Source organism: Jeongeupia chitinilytica (assembly GCF_014652315.1).
In the GTDB taxonomy this organism is placed as follows: domain Bacteria; phylum Pseudomonadota; class Gammaproteobacteria; order Burkholderiales; family Chitinibacteraceae; genus Jeongeupia; species Jeongeupia chitinilytica.
Genome location: NZ_BMYO01000001.1, coordinates 52,501 through 70,408 on the forward strand (window position 1 = coordinate 52,501; position 17,908 = coordinate 70,408).

General features: G+C 66.2%; 18 protein-coding genes. 11 read left to right on the forward strand and 7 right to left on the reverse strand.

Annotation, left to right across the window (positions count from 1 at the left end; genetic code table 11):
- Positions 1-111: 111 nt before the first annotated feature.
- The 6 genes from IE097_RS00290 to IE097_RS00315 all read left to right on the forward strand — a co-directional run bounded on the left by IE097_RS00290 (position 112) and on the right by IE097_RS00315 (position 7,352).
- Entirely contained in the window at positions 112-1,041 is a 930-nt protein-coding gene (locus tag IE097_RS00290) for an ABC transporter substrate-binding protein (RefSeq protein ID WP_189458156.1), read from the forward strand.
- A 100-nt stretch (positions 1,042-1,141) separates the two neighbouring features.
- Positions 1,142-2,680 (forward strand): sugar ABC transporter ATP-binding protein, encoded by a 1,539-nt coding sequence (locus IE097_RS00295; RefSeq protein ID WP_189458157.1) that lies wholly within the window; start codon positions 1,142-1,144, stop codon positions 2,678-2,680.
- Positions 2,667-3,647, forward strand: coding sequence for an ABC transporter permease (locus IE097_RS00300; RefSeq protein WP_203538249.1), 981 nt, complete (start codon positions 2,667-2,669; stop codon positions 3,645-3,647). Before IE097_RS00295 ends, IE097_RS00300 begins: the two co-directional genes overlap by 14 nt.
- Before the next feature lie 217 nt (positions 3,648-3,864).
- Complete coding sequence (locus IE097_RS00305; RefSeq protein ID WP_229797335.1) at positions 3,865-4,965, forward strand: alcohol dehydrogenase catalytic domain-containing protein; 1,101 nt, start codon at positions 3,865-3,867, stop codon at positions 4,963-4,965.
- Between the two features lie 52 nt (positions 4,966-5,017).
- Positions 5,018-6,550: an FGGY-family carbohydrate kinase gene (locus IE097_RS00310; RefSeq protein WP_189458159.1), complete on the forward strand. Its 1,533-nt coding sequence runs from the start codon at positions 5,018-5,020 to the stop codon at positions 6,548-6,550.
- A gap of 64 nt (positions 6,551-6,614) precedes the next feature.
- Positions 6,615-7,352, forward strand: a complete 738-nt coding sequence (locus IE097_RS00315) for an SDR family oxidoreductase (protein WP_189458160.1) — start codon at positions 6,615-6,617, stop codon at positions 7,350-7,352.
- Between the two features lie 90 nt (positions 7,353-7,442).
- Here IE097_RS00315 and IE097_RS00320 read toward each other — a convergent pair whose 3' ends face one another.
- Entirely contained in the window at positions 7,443-8,378 is a 936-nt protein-coding gene (locus IE097_RS00320; RefSeq protein ID WP_189458161.1) for a LysR family transcriptional regulator, read from the reverse strand.
- A 104-nt stretch (positions 8,379-8,482) separates the two neighbouring features.
- Here IE097_RS00320 and IE097_RS00325 point away from each other — a divergent pair, with 104 nt between their 5' ends.
- Positions 8,483-9,364, forward strand: a complete 882-nt coding sequence (locus IE097_RS00325; protein ID WP_189458162.1) for an MBL fold metallo-hydrolase — start codon at positions 8,483-8,485, stop codon at positions 9,362-9,364.
- 164 nt (positions 9,365-9,528) lie between these two features.
- Here IE097_RS00325 and mutY read toward each other — a convergent pair whose 3' ends face one another.
- Together mutY and IE097_RS00335 are read right to left on the reverse strand one after the other, a co-directional pair.
- Positions 9,529-10,563 (reverse strand): A/G-specific adenine glycosylase, encoded by a 1,035-nt coding sequence (mutY, locus tag IE097_RS00330; protein WP_189458163.1) that lies wholly within the window; start codon positions 10,561-10,563, stop codon positions 9,529-9,531.
- Positions 10,560-12,863, reverse strand: coding sequence for an AsmA family protein (locus IE097_RS00335; protein WP_189458164.1), 2,304 nt, complete (start codon positions 12,861-12,863; stop codon positions 10,560-10,562). Before IE097_RS00335 ends, mutY begins: the two co-directional genes overlap by 4 nt.
- Positions 12,864-13,092: 229 nt before the next feature.
- On the opposite strand from IE097_RS00335, the gene IE097_RS00340 reads away from it, so the two are divergent.
- The 3 genes from IE097_RS00340 to IE097_RS00350 are packed head-to-tail and all read left to right on the forward strand — an operon-like array spanning position 13,093 to position 14,402.
- Positions 13,093-13,503, forward strand: coding sequence for an acyl-CoA thioesterase (locus tag IE097_RS00340; protein ID WP_189458165.1), 411 nt, complete (start codon positions 13,093-13,095; stop codon positions 13,501-13,503).
- On the forward strand, positions 13,500-13,988 hold the full coding sequence (locus IE097_RS00345; RefSeq protein ID WP_189458166.1) for an LEA/WHy family protein: 489 nt from the start codon (positions 13,500-13,502) through the stop codon (positions 13,986-13,988). Before IE097_RS00340 ends, IE097_RS00345 begins: the two co-directional genes overlap by 4 nt.
- Before the next feature lie 9 nt (positions 13,989-13,997).
- The gene (locus tag IE097_RS00350) at positions 13,998-14,402 is read left to right on the forward strand and encodes a Sec-independent protein translocase family protein (protein WP_189458167.1); all 405 of its coding nucleotides are present in this window, start codon (positions 13,998-14,000) and stop codon (positions 14,400-14,402) included.
- Here IE097_RS00350 and IE097_RS00355 read toward each other — a convergent pair.
- Both IE097_RS00355 and IE097_RS00360 read right to left on the reverse strand, forming a co-directional pair.
- Positions 14,384-15,124 carry a class I SAM-dependent methyltransferase gene (locus IE097_RS00355; protein WP_308429665.1) on the reverse strand — a complete coding sequence of 247 codons (741 nt, stop codon included), beginning with the start codon at positions 15,122-15,124 and terminating at the stop codon, positions 14,384-14,386. The two genes, IE097_RS00350 and IE097_RS00355, sit on opposite strands and share 19 nt — an antisense overlap.
- Before the next feature lies 1 nt (position 15,125).
- A complete protein-coding gene (locus IE097_RS00360) occupies positions 15,126-15,965 on the reverse strand; it encodes a M90 family metallopeptidase (protein ID WP_189458168.1) in 840 nt (279 codons plus the stop codon).
- Between the two features lie 205 nt (positions 15,966-16,170).
- On the opposite strand from IE097_RS00360, the gene IE097_RS00365 reads away from it, so the two are divergent.
- Positions 16,171-16,770 carry a peptidylprolyl isomerase gene (locus IE097_RS00365; RefSeq protein ID WP_189458169.1) on the forward strand — a complete coding sequence of 200 codons (600 nt, stop codon included), beginning with the start codon at positions 16,171-16,173 and terminating at the stop codon, positions 16,768-16,770.
- 158 nt (positions 16,771-16,928) lie between these two features.
- On the opposite strand, the gene IE097_RS00370 is transcribed toward IE097_RS00365, so the two are convergent.
- Positions 16,929-17,294: a cupin domain-containing protein gene (locus tag IE097_RS00370; RefSeq protein WP_189458170.1), complete on the reverse strand. Its 366-nt coding sequence runs from the start codon at positions 17,292-17,294 to the stop codon at positions 16,929-16,931.
- 134 nt (positions 17,295-17,428) lie between these two features.
- The gene (locus IE097_RS00375; RefSeq protein WP_189458171.1) at positions 17,429-17,842 is read right to left on the reverse strand and encodes a GFA family protein; all 414 of its coding nucleotides are present in this window, start codon (positions 17,840-17,842) and stop codon (positions 17,429-17,431) included.
- Between the last annotated feature and the right edge of the window lie 66 nt (positions 17,843-17,908).

Consider the following 17,908-nt stretch of genomic DNA (forward strand, 5'->3'; position numbering starts at 1 on the left):
ACCAACCGAGAGAAGGAGAGCGCCAGACACGGCCCTTTTACCGAACCGGCCGCGCCATGAGCGTCGGTGCATTCCCGTAGTCCCTTTGTGATGAGAGATCTGGAGATCGCCATGTACCACTCGAACCGTTTTCTGAACCTGACCGTCAAGACCCTCGCCGCCGGCCTCTGTGCCGCCGCCATCGCCGCACCGGCGCAGGCCGCGCCGCTGAAGATCGGCATGTCGTTCCAGGAGCTGAACAACCCGTACTTCGTGACCATGAAGGAAGCACTGGAGCAGGCCGCCGGCTCGATGGGCGCGCAGGTCGTGATCACCGATGCCCGCCATGACGTCTCCAAGCAGATCAGCGACGTCGAAGACATGGTGCAGAAGAAGATCGACATCCTGCTGCTGAACCCGACCGACTCGGTCGGCATCCAGAACGCGGTGAAGTCGGCCAAGAAGGCCGGTGTCGTCACCGTCGCCGTCGACGCACAGGCACAGGGCCCGATCGACTCCTTCGTCGGTTCGAAGAACTACGACGCCGGCGTGATGGCCTGCGACTACCTCGCCAAGAACATCGGCAGCAGCGGCGACGTGGCCATCCTCGACGGCATCCCGGTCGTGCCGATTCTCGAACGCGTGCGCGGCTGCAAGGCGGCACTTGCCAAGTACCCGGGCATCAAGATCGTCTCGGTGCAGAACGGCAAGCAGGAACGTGCCACCGCGCTGACGGTGACCGAGAACATCCTGCAGGCCAACCCGAAGCTCAAGGGCATCTTCAGCGTCAACGACACCGGTTCGCTCGGTGCGCTGTCGGCGATCGAAGCCTCGGGCAAGGACGTGAAGCTGACCAGCGTCGACGGTGCGCCGGACGCGATCAAGGCGCTGCAGAAGCCGAACTCGAAGTTCATCGCCACCAGCGCGCAGTACCCGCGTGACCAGGTCCGCCTGGCGCTGGCGATCGCAATGGCGAAGAAGTGGGGCGCCAACGTTCCGGCCTCCGTGCCGGTCGACGTGAAGCTGATCGACAAGGCCGGCGCCAAGTCCTTCAACTGGTAAGAACCCGTTCCGTCAGGCGGCTGCGCCTGCCGGGACAGGTTCCGGATGTACCGGTACGTCGCCGCGAGGCGGCGTACCCCAACCCTCCCAAGGGGTGACGATGAATCAAAGCCACAATCAGACCGACAGCCAAACCATCCTGACGCTGGAACACATCTCGAAGTCGTTTCCGGGCGTGAAGGCGCTGCAGGACATCCATCTGTCGGTGAACCGCGGCGAGGTGCATGCGCTGCTCGGCGAGAACGGTGCCGGCAAGTCGACGCTGATGAAGATCCTCTGCGGCATCCACCAGCCCGACGCAGGCCGCATCGTGTTCGACGGCGTCGAGCGACAGTTCGAGCGCTACAACGACGCGATCGCCGCCGGCATCGGCATCATTTTCCAGGAATTCAGCCTGATTCCGGACCTGAACGCCGTCGAGAACATCTTCCTCGGCCGCGAGCGGACCAACCGGGTCGGGCTGCTGGGCAAGGCCGAAATGCGCCATCGTGCGGCGATGATTTTCGACCGCCTCGGCATCGACATCGACCTGACCGTGCCGGTGCGGCACCTGTCGGTCGCCGAGCAGCAGTTCGTCGAGATCGCCAAGGCGCTGTCGCTGAACGCCAAGGTGCTGGTGCTCGACGAGCCGACCGCGACGCTGACGCCGAGCGAGGCCGAGCACCTGTTCTCGATCATGCGCGAACTCAAGGCGCACGACGTGGCGATGATCTTCATCTCGCACCACATGGAAGAGATCTTCGCCGTCTGCGACCGGATCACCGTGCTGCGCGACGGCCAGTACGTCGGCACCACCGAGGTCGCGACGACCGACGTCGACGCGCTGGTCGAGATGATGGTCGGCCGCCGGCTCGAGCAGAGTTTTCCGCCCAAACCGGCGCGCAACCGCGACGCCCGCAAGGTGCTCGAAGTGCGCGCACTGCAGCGCTACAAGCACGATCCGGTCAACCGCTTCGACCTGCACGAGGGCGAGATCCTCGGTTTTGCCGGCCTCGTCGGTTCGGGCCGGACCGAGCTGGCACGCGCGGTGATCGGCGCCGATCCGGCGCACCGCAAGGAGGTGTGGCTGAACGGTGTGCCGGTGAAGCTGAACAACGCCGGTGACGCGCTGGCGCAGGGCATCGGCCTTTTGCCGGAAAGCCGCAAGACCGAGGGGCTGATTCTCGACTTCTCGATCCGCGACAACATTTCGATCAACAACCTCGGCAAGTACCAGCGTGTCGGGCCGCTGATCGACCAGGGGCTGGAGGGCCGCACCACGGTCGACGTGATGCGCCAGGTCGGCGTCAAGGCGCCGGGGCCGGGCACGCGCGTCGGCACGCTGTCGGGCGGCAACCAGCAGAAGGTGGTGATCGCGCGGTGGCTCAACCACCACTGCAAGATCCTGATCTTCGACGAGCCGACCCGCGGCATCGACGTCGGCGCCAAGGCCGAAATCTACAACCTGATGCGCCGGCTCACGGCGCAGGGCTACGCGATCATCATGATCTCGTCGGAACTGCCGGAAATCGTCGGCATGTGCGACCGGGTCGCGGTGTTCAAACAGGGCGCCATCGTCACCGTACTGGAAGACGACGCCATCGAATCGAACGAGGTAATGCGCCATGCAACCGCAGGTTCTCACCATGAATTCGCCTGACACCGCCAAGGCGGCGCCGGGCTTCGCCACCCGCTACAAGCGCTTCAGCCAGTCGCCGGTGTTCTTTCCGCTGATCGGCCTCGTGCTCGTCTGCATCGCCATGGCGCTGACGACCGAGCACTTCTTCGACCCGGACAACCTCGTCAACATCGCCCGCCAGGTGTCGGTGAACGCGATCATCGCCGTCGGCATGACCTGCGCCATCCTCTCCGGCGGCATCGACCTGTCGGTCGGCGCGGTGATGGCGCTCGCCGGCACGCTGATGGCCGGGCTGATGGTCGGCGGCATGCCGCCCGAAGCGGCCATCGCCATCGGCCTCGGCGTCGGCCTGCTGTTCGGCGTCGCCAACGGCTTCTTCGTCGCCTACGCCGGCATGCCGCCGATCATCGTCACGCTGGCGACGATGGGCATCGCCCGCGGCATCGCGCTGATCTACACCGGCGGCTACCCGATCGACGGCCTGCCGGACTGGTTCGCCTTCTTCGGCAGCGGCAGGGTACTGGGACTGCAGGCGCCGGTGCTGATCATGCTGCTGGTGTTCGTCGCCGCCTACGTGCTGCTCGACCACACCCCGGTCGGCCGCTACATCTACGCGATCGGCGGCAACGAGGAGGCGACGCGGCTCTCCGGCGTGCGCGTGCCGCGCTACAAGCTGCTGGTCTACGGCCTGTCGGGCCTGACCGCGTCGATTGCCGGTCTGGTGCTGACGTCGAGGCTGATGTCCGGCCAGCCCAACGCCGGCGTGTCGTTCGAGCTCGACGCGATTGCCGCGGTGGTGATGGGCGGCACGGCGATCTCGGGCGGCCGCGGTTCCATCGTCGGCACGCTGATCGGCGCGGTGATGCTGGGCGTGCTCAACAACGGGCTGAACATGATGGGCGTGTCGCCCTACGTCCAGAACATCATCAAGGGCGTGATCATCCTGCTGGCGATCTATATCAGCCGCGAGCGCACCAAACGCCGCTGAGGCGCGCCACCGGACGCCGAATGCCGCGTTGCGCTCGCTGGCCGTACCTGAACGTACTGTCTGCGCTCGCGCGCCTTGCCTTCGGCGCCCGCTGACGCTCCTGAGCCAAGTGAATCCTTAACCCAACCGTGCATCCCGATGCCGGCGGCAAAAACCGCCCGGCAGGGGGCGCTGCACGCCGCGAATTCCACCTGCTTCACCTTTACCGGAGCGCACCATGAGCAAGTACCAGTATCACGAAGTCGACATGAACGCCGTCGTCTGCCACGGCCCGAAGGACTACCGCTACCAGAAGGTCCGCCGCCCCAAGGCCGGTGCACGCGAGCTGGTCATCAAGATCGACGCCTGCGGCATCTGCGCCAGCGACTGCAAGTGCCATTCGGGCGCGGCGATGTTCTGGGGCAGCAACAGCACCGAAAGCTGGGTCAAGCCGCCGGTGGTGCCGGGGCACGAGTTCTTCGGCACGGTGGTCGAGGTCGGTGAAGGCGCCGACGAGCACTTCGGCTTCAAGGCCGGCGAGCGCGTGATCGCCGAGCAGATCGTCCCGTGCGAGAAGTGCCGCTTCTGCAAGAGCGGCAAGTACTGGATGTGCGAGGTCCACAACATCTTCGGCTTCCAGCGCGAGGTCGCCGAAGGCGGCATGTCCGACTACATGCGCCTGCCGTCGAACGCCGTCGTCCACCGGATTCCGGATTCGGTCTCGCTCGAGGATGCGGCAATCATCGAGCCGCTGGCGTGCGCGGTGCATACCGTCAACCGTGGCGACGTCCAGCTCGACGACGTGGTGGTCATCGCCGGCGCCGGCCCGATCGGGCTGATGATGGTGCAGGTCGCCAGACTCAAGACGCCGAAGAAGCTGGTCGTCATCGATCTGGTGCGCGAACGCCTCGATCTGGCACTGCAGTTCGGTGCCGACGTGGTGATCGATCCGTCGAAGGAAGACGCCAAGGCGATTGTCGATGCGCTGACCGACGGCTACGGCTGCGACGTCTACATCGAAGCGACCGGCGCGCCGATCGGCGTCAACCAGGGCCTGAACCTGATCCGCAAGCTCGGCCGTTTCGTCGAGTTCTCGGTGTTCGGCAAGGAAACCACTGCCGACTGGTCGATCATCGGCGACCGCAAGGAGCTGGACATCCGCGGCGCGCATCTGGGCCCGTACTGCTACCCGATCGCGATCGACCTGCTCGACCGCGGCCTCGTGACGTCGAAGGGCATCGTTACCCACAAGTACACGCTGGAAGAGTGGGATACCGCGATCAAGGTGGCCGATTCGCTCGATTCGATCAAGGTACTGCTGACCCCCAACGCGGCCTGATGCCGCATTGAACGCCATGCCCGTCTTCGGGCGGGCATGGAGCGAGGATTCCATGGCTTACGTGATCGGTGTCGACATCGGCACCCAGAGTACCAAGGCGCTGCTGGTCGATGCCGGCGGCGCCATCATTGCCCAGCATGCGCAGGGTTATCAGGTCGACACGCCCCGGCCGCTGTGGGCCGAGCAGTGGCCGCAGGTCTGGTTCGATGTGGTGTGCGAATGCGTACGGCAGGTGATGGCCAAAAGCGCCGTGCCGCCGGCGAGCGTGCGCGCGGTCTGCGTCAGCAGCCTGTACGGCGGCTCGGGCATTCCGGTCGACGCGGACATGACTCCGCTGCACCCGTGCCTGATCTGGATGGACCGGCGCGCCGGTGACGAGGTCGAGCGGGTGAAGGCCGGCGTCGACCTCGAGCGCTTGTACGACCTGACCGGCAACGGTGTCGACAGCTATTACGGCTACACCAAGATGCTGTGGCTCAAGCACCAGCGGCCCGAAGTCTGGGCGAGAACGCGCTACCTGCTGCCGCCGAACAGCTACGTGAACTACCTGCTGACCGGCGAGGTCGCCGTCGACCACAGCTCGGCCGGCAATATCGGCGGCGTCTACGACATCCGGGCGCGGACCTGGTCGGCCGAGGCGATGGCGATGCTCGGCATTCCGGCGGCCATGATGCCGGCGCGGCTGGTGCACAGCAGCGATATTGTCGGCGGGCTGCTGCCGCAGTGGGCCGACGCGCTCGGGCTGGCGGCCGGTACGCCGGTGATCGCCGGCGGTGTCGATGCGGCGGTGGCGACGTTCGCCGCCGGCGTCGTCAAGGCCGGCGACCATGTGGCGATGATCGGCACCAGCATGTGCTGGGGCTATCTGAACAAGGACGTCGACGCCCGACACGGCCTGATCAGCATGCCGCACGTCTACAACGGCGAGCGCGACAACTACATCTTCGGCGGCGCGATCACCGCCGGTGCGTCGGTCAGCTGGTTCCGCGACGAGTTCTGCCAGGCCGAGATTGCCGAAGGCAGGGCGCAGGGCGTCGATCCGCACGTGCTGCTCGAGCAGCGTGCGCAGGCGGTGCCGGCCGGGGCCGACGGCGTGCTGTTCCTGCCCTATCTGATGGGCGAGCGCAGCCCCGTCTGGGATGCCAAAGCCAGCGGCGCCTTCGTCGGTCTGTCGCTGTTCCACAGCCGCGCCCACCTGTATCGCGCCGTGCTCGAAGGCGTGACCTTTGCGCTCAAACACAATATGGAAGCCGGCGCCCGCGGCGCAGAACGGCTGGACGAACGTCTGATCGTCGTCGGCGGTGCCGCGCATTCGGACCTGTGGATGCAGATCATCGCCGACATCACGGGCTACCCGGTCTACACCATCGTCGAGGAAGTCGAGGCCGCGCTCGGTGCGGCGCTGCTCGCGGCGGTCGGTACCGGCATGGTCGGCGCGGCGGATGCCGAGCGCGGCTGGGTGACGCTGGCCGAACGCGCGCGGCCCGAACCGCAGGCGTGGGCGCGCTACCAGAAGCTGTACGGCCTGTACTGCGACCTCTACCCCAGCCTCAAACCGGTGATGCACGGGCTGGCTGCAGCCTGAGCGTCCGTCGTCTTCCTCCTTGCGTGCCGGCCCGGTCCGGCCGCCTTTTTCATGGAGTCTCGCAATGAACCTGTTTCCCGACCTGAACGGCAAACACATCCTCGTCACCGGCGCCGCCAGCGGCATCGGTCTGGCCATTGCACAGCGGCTGGTGCAGGCCGGTGCCCACGTGATCGCCGGCGTGCGCAAGCCGCAGGATGCAGAGCGGCTGCGCCGCGACGAAGGCTGCGAGCCGCTGCTGCTCGACGTCGGCGATCTGGCGTCGGTCGGCAGCGCGCTGGGCGATCTGCGTCCGCTCGACGGCCTCGTCAACTGCGCCGGCATCGCCTCGCTCGAAGGCTGCCTTGATCTCGACCCGGCCGAATTCGACCGGGTGATGGCGGTCAACGCACGCGGTGCGGCGCTGGTGGCCAAGCACGTGGCCAAGGCCATGGTCGCCGTCGGACGACGCGGTGCCATCGTCAACGTCTCGAGCCAGGCTTCGCTGATCGCGCTGGATGCGCACCTGAGCTACTGCGCATCGAAGGCGGCACTCGACGCGATCACGCGGGTGATGGCGCTCGAGCTCGGTCCGCACGGCATCCGCGTCAACAGCGTCAACCCGACGGTGACGCTGACACCGATGGCGGTGACCGCGTGGAGCGATCCGGCCAAGCGTGACCCTGCGCTGGCGGCGATTCCGCTCGGCCGCTTCGCCGAGCCGGTCGAGGTTGCCGATCCGGTGCTGTTCCTGCTCAGCGACGCGGCGGCGATGATCACCGGCGTCAGCCTGCCCGTCGACGGCGGTTACACCTGCCGCTGAAAGGCGGCCGGCAAAGCCCTGCTGAACGCCTGGTGCTCACTCGCAGTGCGTTGGCGTATTGTCTTCGTTTCGCGCGTTTTGTCGGCACCGTTACGCCGGGTTTTTCCAGCCGCCTTCGGTGCTGACGCCGGCCTGAGTCTGCCACTGCGGGTTGTGTGCAAACCAGTCGACGAGAAAGTCGAGCAGCGCCCGCAGCGCCGGCGACATCTGCCGGCGCGAGGCGAATACCGCGTGGATGCCGAGCCGCTGCGGTTCGAAGCCCTGCAGGATGGCGATCAGCTCGCCGCTGGCCAGCTGCGGCGCGACCGCGTAGCGCGGCTGCATGCTGATGCCGGTACCGGCGATCGCGGCGGCGCGCAGCACGTTCGATTCGTTGGCGCTGAAACGGCTGCTGACCGGCACGGCGAAGCGCTCGTCGCCGCGGCTGAACTGCCACAGGCTCTTGCCGAAGTAGGCGTAGCCGAGGCAGTGGTGGCGGGCGAGTTCGTCGACATGCGCCGGCATACCGTGCGCGGCCAGATAGGCCGGCGCCGCGCACAGCACCGAATCGCAACCGGCCAGCGGCCGGGTGACGAGGTTGGGGTCGAGCTCGTTGGTGATGCGGATCGCCAGATCGATGCGCTCCTCGACCAGATGCACCGGATGGCTGCTGATCTGCAGGTCGACACGGACCTGCGGATGGCGGGCCAGAAAGGCGCAGACCGCTGCGGCAATCGTCGCCTCGCCGAGCGATTGCGCACACGACACGCGCAGCAGCCCGCGCGGCCCGGCGTCCTGTGCGGTCTCGCGCATCTGGCCGGCGAGTTCGAGCAGTGCGCGGCTGCGCTGCAGCGCGGCTTCGCCGGCATCGGTCAGGCTGAGCTTGCGCGTGGTGCGCTGGATCAGCCGTACGCCGGCCCAATCTTCCATCTGCGCCAGATAACGGCTGACCATGGCGCGCGACATGTCCAGCGCGTCGGCCGCGGCGATCATGCTGCCGCGGTCGGCAATGGTGACGAAGACGTGGGCGGCGGTGATCCGGTCCATGATTGGCTCGATTTGTGCAACAAACATGCGCAGTCTAGCCGGTATTTGAATCGGTTTGATCAACCTATGATGGCCTCACTCCACTCGCACACAGGCAGGTCATCATGTTCAAGTTCGCATCCACTTCCGCCGCCCTCGTTGCTGCCGGCACGGTGTCGTTCGCCGTTGCTGCCACGCCGGCGCTCAAGGTCGACGTCTACAACCCGGGCAGCAAGAGCATCTTCCCGGTGTCGTCCGAACTCGTGACCGGCAAGAAGGAAGCGGTGCTGATCGACGCGCAGTTCCAGCGCAACGACGCCGAGGCACTGGTCGAGAAAATCCGTGCCAGCGGCAAGACCCTGACGACGATCTACATCAGTCACAGCGACCCGGATTTCTACTTCGGTCTCGATACGCTGAAGGCCGCGTTCCCGAAGGCGAAGATCGTCGCCACGCCGCAGACCGTCGAGAAAATCAGGGCGTCGATGGACGGCAAGCTGGCGTACTGGGGGCCGATCCTCAAGGACAACGCGCCGAAGTCGCTGGTGCTGCCGGAGCCGCTGCAGGGTGATTCGATCACGCTCGAGGGCAAGCAGCTGAAGGTCGTCGGCCTCGACGGTGCGACGCCGGATCACACCTTCGTATGGATTCCGTCGGCGAAGACCGTCGCCGGTGGCGTGGTCGTGTTCGGCAACATGCATGTGTGGGTCGCCGACAACCAGACGCCGGCATCGCGGCAGAACTGGTACGCGACGCTGAAGCGGATCGAGGCACTGAAGCCGAAGACCGTGATCCCCGGACACTTCGTCGGCGACGCGCCGATGGACCTGAAGTCGGTGGAGTTCACCCGTGACTACCTGAAGGCGTTCGAGACCGAGGCGGCCAAGGCGAAGGATGCTGCGGCGCTGATCGGGGCGATGGACCGGCGTTACCCGCAGTTCGGCCGCGATGCGACGCTGGACATCAGCGCGAAGGTCATCAAGGGCGAAATGAAGTGGCCGCAGTGATGCCGGTCGTGCGCTGAACACGCGCAGAAAAAAAGGGCAGGCCCGATGGCCTGCCCTTGTCATGACAGTGTGACAGCACTGCGTCTAGGAGATCCTGAACGCACGATACCCGGCGCGGATGACCGGGATATGTCAGCGCACCGCTTGCACGGGCGGCGACGGTTTCAGGCGTTCAGCAGCCGGCGCAGCGGTGTCGGGATGCCGGCGGCCAGCGCCTCGGTGCGTGTGAACCAGCGCAGCGTGTCGTCGTCGGCCAGTGCGGTCGCGCCGGTCACGCTGGCCGGCAGCGGCGTGATGGTCAGCCGGAAGTGGGTGAACACGTGGACGAAGTCCGGCAGCGCCGGATCGGGTTGGACCTTGAGCTTGAGCACGTTGGCACAGTGGCGCTCGGCATCGAGTGTGCTGCCGGTTTCCGGCAGGCTCCACAGTCCGCCCCAGATGCCCGTTGGCGGACGTTTCTGCAGCAGCAGCCGGCCCGCGTCGTCGCGGATCAGCAGCATGACGGTGCTGCGCTCGGGCACGGCCTTCTTCGGTTTCGGCGTCGGCAGCTCGGCCTGCCGGCCGGTCATCCGCGCGATGCAGTCGTCCGAGACCGGACAGGCGGGACAGGCCGGTTTCTTCGGCGTGCAGACGGTGGCGCCGAGGTCCATCTGTGCCTGCGTGTACGCCGGCATGTCGCTGCCGGATGCCGGCAACAGGCTGTCGGCCAGCGTCCACAGCTTGTTCTCGATCACCTTCGTGCCCGGGAAACCGTCGATGCCGGCCCAGCGCGCCAGCACGCGCTTGACGTTGCCGTCGAGGATGGCCGAGCGCGTGTCGAACGAGAATGCCGCGATTGCCGCCGCGGTCGAGCGGCCGATGCCGGGCAGCGTTTCGATCTCGGCAGGCAGGCGCGGAAACGCACCACCGAAATCCGCCATCACCTTCTGCGCCGCCTTGTGCAGGTTGCGCGCCCGCGTGTAGTAGCCCAGCCCGCTCCACAAGGCCAGCACGTCGTCGAGCGGCGCAGCGGCCAGACTGGCGACGTCGGGAAAGCGTTGCAGGAAGCGCTGGTAGTAATCGATGACGGTGGTCACCTGCGTCTGCTGCAGCATGATTTCCGACAGCCAGACCTTGTAGGCATCGGCGACCTGCCACGGCAGGTCGTGCCGGCCGTGATCGCGCTGCCATGCGATCAGCCTTGCGGCGAAAGCGCTCATCGTCCTGCCTTCGGCGCCGGTTTTGCTGCAGGCTTGGTCGCGGGTTTCGCCGCCTTGGCCGCCGCCCGGGCCGCGGCCTTCGCTTCGGCGGCCTTGCGGGCCGCTTCGGCTTCGCGTGCCTTGGCCTGCGCCTCTTCCTCGGCCTTCTGCCGTTCGAGCAGCTGGTTCTTCAGACTGGTGTAGTCGACGTGGTAGGTCGGGCCGTTGAGTGGACCCGAGAACTCGATCGGTAGGGTCAGACCGACGATGCCCTTGAGTTCGGGTACGTCCGGGTTGGCGCTGGCCTTGAGCCGGTAATCGACCTGGCCGGCGCCGAGGTCGATGGTGCCGCCGCCGGCCAGCCGCAGCACGCCGGCGCGGACCAGCAGGTCGTTGTTGGTGGCGACGCCGTGCTTCAGTTGCAGCGTCGCATTCAGCTCGGAGAAGCGCGTACGCGCGTCGAGGTTGGGCAGCTGCGTCACTTCGCCGTTCATGGCCTTGATCTGGCGGCTGGCGGTACGCAGCAGTGCCTCTATGTCGATGCCGCGCACCGAACCCTTGGACAGCTGAACGCGCACGTCGCCGCCGGCGGTGCGGCGCAGGTCGGTCAGCGTGTCGCCGACGGCACTGACGTCGAGGTTGAGGTGGCCGCGACCCTCGAAGCGCGACGTGTCGAGCAGATCGGACAGCAGCATGTTGATGTTCATGTTGTTCAGCCGCTGGCTGGCATGCCAGCGTGGCTTGCCGCCGCGGCTGTTGTCGATTTCGAGCCGGCCGCTGAGCTGGCCGCCGTAGACGTTGGCCGCCAGCGGGTCGAGTGCCAGCTTGTGTGCCCGGGCGACAAAGCCCAGCGCGATGTCGTTGAAGTGCAGCTTGTTCATCGTCAGCTCGCCGATCTTCACCTGACCCTGCGCATCGAGGCGGTCGAGCCACTGGAAGTCCATCGGTGCGGTAGCCGACACGTTCTTGGCGCCGGCGGCCACGGCGGGCAGGTAGGGCGTCAGGTCGAGGTCGGCGAGGTCGACATCGAAGCCGTAGCGCGGCGACACGAAGTCGTCGATGCTGAAGGTCGCTTTCAAAGGCGCGTGATCGAGCGAGCCTTGGCTGTCGAGCCGGATCGTTTCGTTGCGCAGGTTCAGTGCGGCGTTGCCGGCGAGTTCGAACGGAATCGCGCCCCGCGGCAGCGCCTTGTTGCCGTACTGGCCGGACAGCCGGTAGCTGGTCAGTCTGGCCAGCGTGCCGCTGTAGAGTTCGAGCGGACTGACGAAGTTCAGCGCCAGCGTCTGCTGCGGCGTGACCAGCTCGACGTTGATCCGCGCATTGTCGGCCCGCATCAGCCCCTGCAGCGTGCCCGACAGCTGCGGCACCGAGACGCCGGCGGCAAAGCGGCCCCGCGGGCTCTGCATCCGCACCGACAGGCGGGGCTGTTCGAGCGCCATGGTGTTCTCGGTGACCTTGAGCGACGGCAGGTTCAGCTCGCCCTGCCAGTCCTGCCCGGCGCGGCGGCCGTTGCCGGTGATTTTCAGCTCGCCGCCGGCCAGCCGCAGCGGCTGCCAGCCGTAGACGAGGTTGCCGACGGCGGTCAGGCCGCTTGCCTCGATGTCGACGCCGGGCTTGGTCGCTCCCTGCTGCTTGAGCTCGAAACGCAGCTCGGCGACCGACAGCCGCCGGTCCGCCTCGGTATAGCGCATTGCCGCACTGGCCTCGACGCTGCCGCTCCACCACGGGGTTTTGCCGTCGCCGATGCTGAGCTTGCCCGCGGCGGTGAAGCGGCCGTTCTTTGGGTCGGCAAGGTTGTCGAGGCTGAAATCGAGCGCCGACACCGTGCCGCCGACCCCGATCAGCGCGTCGCGGTAGACCAGTTTGGCGCGTTCGAAATGCAGCGCGTCGAGGCGCATGTCGACCTTGCGCGGATGCTCGGGTGTCGCGAGCAGGTCCTCGAAGTTGTAGGTGCCGTCGGCAAAGCGCTCGAACAGCAGTTCGGGATCGTCGAACTCGACCTGGTCGATCACCGGCTTGCCGCGCAGCAGCGGCCACAGCGCCAGCCGGACGCGGACACGCTCGGCATGCATGAAACGCTGGGCAGAGTCGGGCTGGCTCAGGGTCACATTGCCGAGCGTGATCGCCGGGCGGGGCAGCAGGACGACACGGGTGTTGCCGGCCACGGTCAGCGTGCGACGGGTCTCGGAGGCGATCTGGCTGGTGAGGGCGTCACGCAGCAGCGTGGCTTCGACGAAGTACGGCACGATGCCGATCAGTAGCGTCAGTCCGGCGATCAGAAGCAGAAAGATCCGGAATGGCCGCGAGTGGCGCAGGTCCATCGGGCTGAAGTCTCCTGCCGCCCGTGCCGCAAGCCGGTCGCGCCGTGCGCGGTACCGTTGTTGACCGGGCTGCATATTGTAGGGGCCGACCCGGCGGACCGGGTGATGCCGCGCCGAGGCATTAACAATCAGGCGCGTTTTGAAACGGCGAACGCCCGATTATCACTAAGACCCGGCATATTTCAAAGTGCTAAGATTTGGGTCCTGTTCCCTTCCGTTTGGCCCGCCCATGCACCAGACCGAAATCAAAGTCCGCGGTTATCACCTTGACCTGTACGGCCACGTCAACAACGCCCGCTACCTCGAGTTTCTCGAGGAAGCCCGCTGGGGGGCGCTGGAGGACCACGGCGACCTCGACTGGTTCATGCAGCGCCGGCTGGCGCTGGTGGTGAGCCGGATCGACATCCGCTACAAGCGGCCGGCAACCATGGGCGACGTGCTGCTGATCGAAACCCGGCTGGACCGGCTGGAAGAGCGCGCCGGCGTCATCGCCCAGCGCATCGTCCGTCAGGACAACGGCAAGCTGGTGGCCGAGGCCGAAGTCAGTTTTGCCGTCATCCATCCCGACACGCCGGGGGCGCTGCCGCTCGAAGGCGAGCTGGCCGAACGACTGGCGGTACTGAGCGGAGCAACGGCATGAAGAAGCTGCTGGTCATCGCGTTGTTGTCGCTGCTGGCGGCGTGTTCGAGCCTGCCGACCTCGTTCGAGAAGCCCAAGGTCTCGGTCGCCGGCATTGCGGTCAAGGACATCAGCCTGTTTGAGCAGCGCTTTACCCTGACGCTGCGGGTGCAGAATCCGAACGACGTGTCGGTGCCGATCTCGGGCCTGAATGCCAAGCTCGAGGTCAACGGCAAGCCGATTGCCGACGGCGTGTCCAACGTCAGCGTGACCATTCCGGCGCTGGGCGAGGCCACGGTACCGATCGACATCGTCAGCAATCTCAGCGGTCTTGCGCGACTGCTCAAGCGTGGCGACGGCTCGCCGCCGTCGTACCGGCTCTACGGCAGGCTGTTCTCGCCGTGGAAGCCCGGTGGCATCGAGTTCGACCAGAAGGGCGAGCTGCCGGCGCTGGGCGATGTGTTGCCGGCCGGCGATGCACCGGCAAGCAAATCGGGCACGTTCTGAACGATGGGCATGATCAGGGCACTGTTGTGGACGTCGCTGTTGCTGGTGCTTGTGGCGCTGGCATTGCTTGCCGGCGTGTTTTTCGGCAAGCGGCTTGCCGATACCGACGCAGTGACGCAGGAAGCCAGGATTGCCGCGCTGGGACGCGAACTGCGACAAAGTCGCGCCGAGGTGAAAGCACTGCACGGCGAGCTGGCGGCGCTGGCTTCGTCGGCCAGCGAGGTTGACGCATCGGTCACCACTGCGTCGGCAACGGCGCAGCTCCAGCCCCAGCGTGCCAGGCCGGCGGAGCCGGCATACCGCCGCTTCGGCAACACCAGCTGCACGCTGGCAGTGGGGGACGGCAAGATCGATGAAGGCTGCGCCGAACTGCGGCGGATCTCGGCCTCGGTGCCTCAGGCCAGCGGCAGGTAGGCGTCGAAGCGGGTGCTTTCGCCCGGGTAGTCGAAGTTCGGTTTCAGTTGCGCCAGCCACGGCGCCAGTCGCGGCCGCTTGACCACGACGCGCTGGCGGGCGACCCGCCGGGCCGGCGTCAGCAGCGCATCGGCATCCGGATCGCCGCCGATCAGCGCCTGGAACATCGCCATTTCCTTCTTCGACTTCGCACGCTTGTCCGGCTCGGGAAACATCGGGTCGATGAAGACGACGTCGAACGACTTCGCGTCGGCGTCGAGCAGCCATTGCAGCGAATCGGCGTGGACCAGCGTCATCCGCCCGGCGACCTCTGCCGTGTCGGCGTCGAGCGCCGCGCGACGCAGACCGTCTTCCAGCAGCGCCGCCGCTACCGGGCTGCGCTCGACCAATGTCACCGTGCACCCGAGGCTGGCCAGTACGAAGGCATCGCGCCCCTGTCCGGCGGTCGCGTCGAGCACAGCCGGATTCGCCCCGCCCTTGAGGCCGACGGCCTTGGCCACCGGCTGGCCACGGCCGCCGCCGAACTTGCGCCGGTGCGCGCTGGCGCCTTCGACGAAATCGACGCAGACGCGCGCCTTGTCGCCGGTCTGCTGCAGCACCAGCCGGCCGTCCTCGAATGCCAGAAAGTAGCCTTCGGCCGGCGCCTCGTGCAACGGCGCAAAGCCGTAGCGCGCGGCCACATCGCCGGCGATTGCGTCACCGGCGTTCAACAACATCTGCATTTCAATACTCCGGTGCCGGGGTCGGGATGGTCACCGGGCCGAAGTTTACCGGCTCGAAGCACGGCCGGTAACGCACGCGCGGCAACCGCGCCGCCGGGTCCTGCTTGTAGAACTGTTTCAGCTGCTCGTACACGGCCGGGTAATGCTCGGTCAGCGCGTGCGGCGTTTCGAAGAAGTATTCGGAGAACACCGCGAAGCACTCGGCCGGGTTTTCGGCCGCGTACAGGTCGATCGGGCTGTACAGGTCGTGATCGGCGCGGCGGCTCAGGTCGTCGAAGGCCTGGGAGAAACTGCGTTTCCAGCCCGCGTAGTCCATGCCCTTGTGCAAGGGCGGGCAGCCGTTGGCGTCACCCGAGCGCATGTCGAGCTTGTGGGCGAACTCGTGGATGACGACATTCCAGCCGTCGAGCCACGGCGACTCGGACACGTCCAGCCACGACAGCAGCACCGGGCCGTCGCTGCGCGCCTGGCCGGCGAGCACCTGTTCGAACTCGTGCACCAGACCTGCATGGTCGGTGTACCGGTCGCGGCTGAGGAACTGCCCCGGATAGACGATGACCTCGTGCCAGTCGTCGTAGGCGTCGAAGCCGAGGTGCAGGATGGGCAGCACCGCCTGTGCGGCCAGCAGCACCCGTGCCGCGTCGCCGAGCTCGAGTCCGCTCACCGGCGTGATGGTCTTCTCGGCAAGGAACCACGCGGCATGGTCGCGCAGCGCCATCCGCTCGTCGTCGCTCAGGCCGATGAACAGCGGCGCACGCATCACCTGCTGCCACAGCACATCGGGAATCGGGTTGGCGGCCAGCAGCCTGGCGCGTTTGCGGGTCTTGAGAAAACCGAACATGCGGACTCCTTGTTTGCTCAAGCAGATGGGTACAGCCGGCGGGGATTCAATGACCGGACGGCGCGTATCGACGGTCGTCGGCCGCGCTGCAACGCTGGCGAACCTGGTGCTTGTGGTCCGCCCGGCGCGACGGCAAGCTGCTCCCACGCCGGCACAAGTCCGGCGAACGACGACAAGGCCCGATGGCCGCAGGGAGAGAGACAAGATGAAGCTGCAACTCGTGGGCATGGCGCTGGCAACGGCCGCCGCAACCGCCGCCGCAGGGCCGGTCAACGTCGTGTGCCAGACCACCAAGGGCGCGATCGACATCGTCATCCAGCCCGCCTGGAGTCCCAGGGGGGCCGAGCGTTTCCTGCAACTGGTCGACGCCGGCCACTTCGACCGCGTGCCGTTCTTCCGCTGCCTCGACGGTTTCCTGTGCCAGTTCGGCTTTCCGCAATCGAAGGCCGCGGCGAAGAAATGGCCGGCGATCGCCGACGACCTGAGGCAGCCGGCGCTGCGGCAGTTCAAGCGCGGCTACATCAGTTTTGCCGGTGGCGGCGCCAACACCCGCACCGACCACCTGTTCATCACGCTGGGCGACAAGGTCGAATCGCTCGGCACGCAGCCGTGGGAAACGCCGATCGGCTACGTGACCCCGGCATCGATGCAGCAGACCGTCAGCCGCTTCAACATGAGCTACGGCGACATTCCGCCGTGGGGCAAGGGGCCGGATCCGCAAAAGCTGCAGGGGCCGGGCGCGGCCGACTACCTGAAGCAGAACTTTCCGGCGCTGGATTACATCCAGAGCTGCAAACGGCGCTGATGTTCGGTACGCCGGTCTGATCGACGCGTCGCGGGATGGGCCGGCCGGGGTTCCACGGCCGCAAGCCGGTCCGTGTGCGGGGCCGTCGAAGCCGGACTCGGCACGCCGGGCACAATGACAGGCACCGGTGGTGCCGGAGGAGCGTCACAAAACCGGATTCAAATCCAGACGTCGTTCGGCGCAGTCCTTGTGCCGCCGTGTTCACCGGTATTCGGAACGTCCCGCGGCTCGATCAGCATGACCTTGACCTCTTCTGCGGCGAAGGGCTTGTGTTCAGTCCCTTTGGGGACGACGTACATCTCGCCGGCTTGGATCTGGACGCTGCCATCCCTGAAGTCGATACGAAGTGTGCCATCAACGACGAAAAAGGTTTCGTCGGTTTCAGCATGGCTGTGCCAGACGAAATCACCCTTCAGGCGTACGAGCTTGAACTGGTAGTCGTTCATTTCGGCAATGACTTTGGGCTGCCACTGCTCGGCGAACCGGCCGAATTTTTCCGCGAGATTGATGGACTCGTAGCACATTGCGTCTCCCGGTCTTGTCGGTCTGACAGCATGAAATCAACCCCGGCATTGGATCGGGATCATCGGGTCGTTGCAGGTTTCGCATCGGACTTCACCGGCGGAGTCCCACCGGCGGCCCGTCAGACAGGGACGCCCTAACCCTGAGCCGCACCCTGCTTCTTGGGAAGCTGGGGATTCATGAAGTCCCATGTCGTGGCACTTGCCACGTGGAAATCCAGCTTCGGGACATAGCGGGATGTATCGTCCAGCGTGCCCGCCTTGATACCCAGCAGGCCGGGAAGATGGCTGAACTTGGCGAACAGCTGCGAGCCGCAATTCCGGCAGAAACCCCTCCGGTGCATGTTTCCGCTGTCGGCCATCGACTCGAAATACCTAGCGTCACCGGAAACGACAACCTCTTTTTCCGGAAAAAACATTGCGGGGATATAGGCGCCCCCCGAGCTTCGCTGGCAGTCTGTGCAATGGCAGTTGCCGGCAAATAGTGGTTCGACAGCGGCCGTGTAGTGGATGTCTCCGCACAGACACCGTCCTGTGTATTTTGCATGCATGTTCAATTCCGTGTTCATTGAAAATGTGCGTAATGTTTGGCACGAGAGATGGCGCCCGGCTTGCCA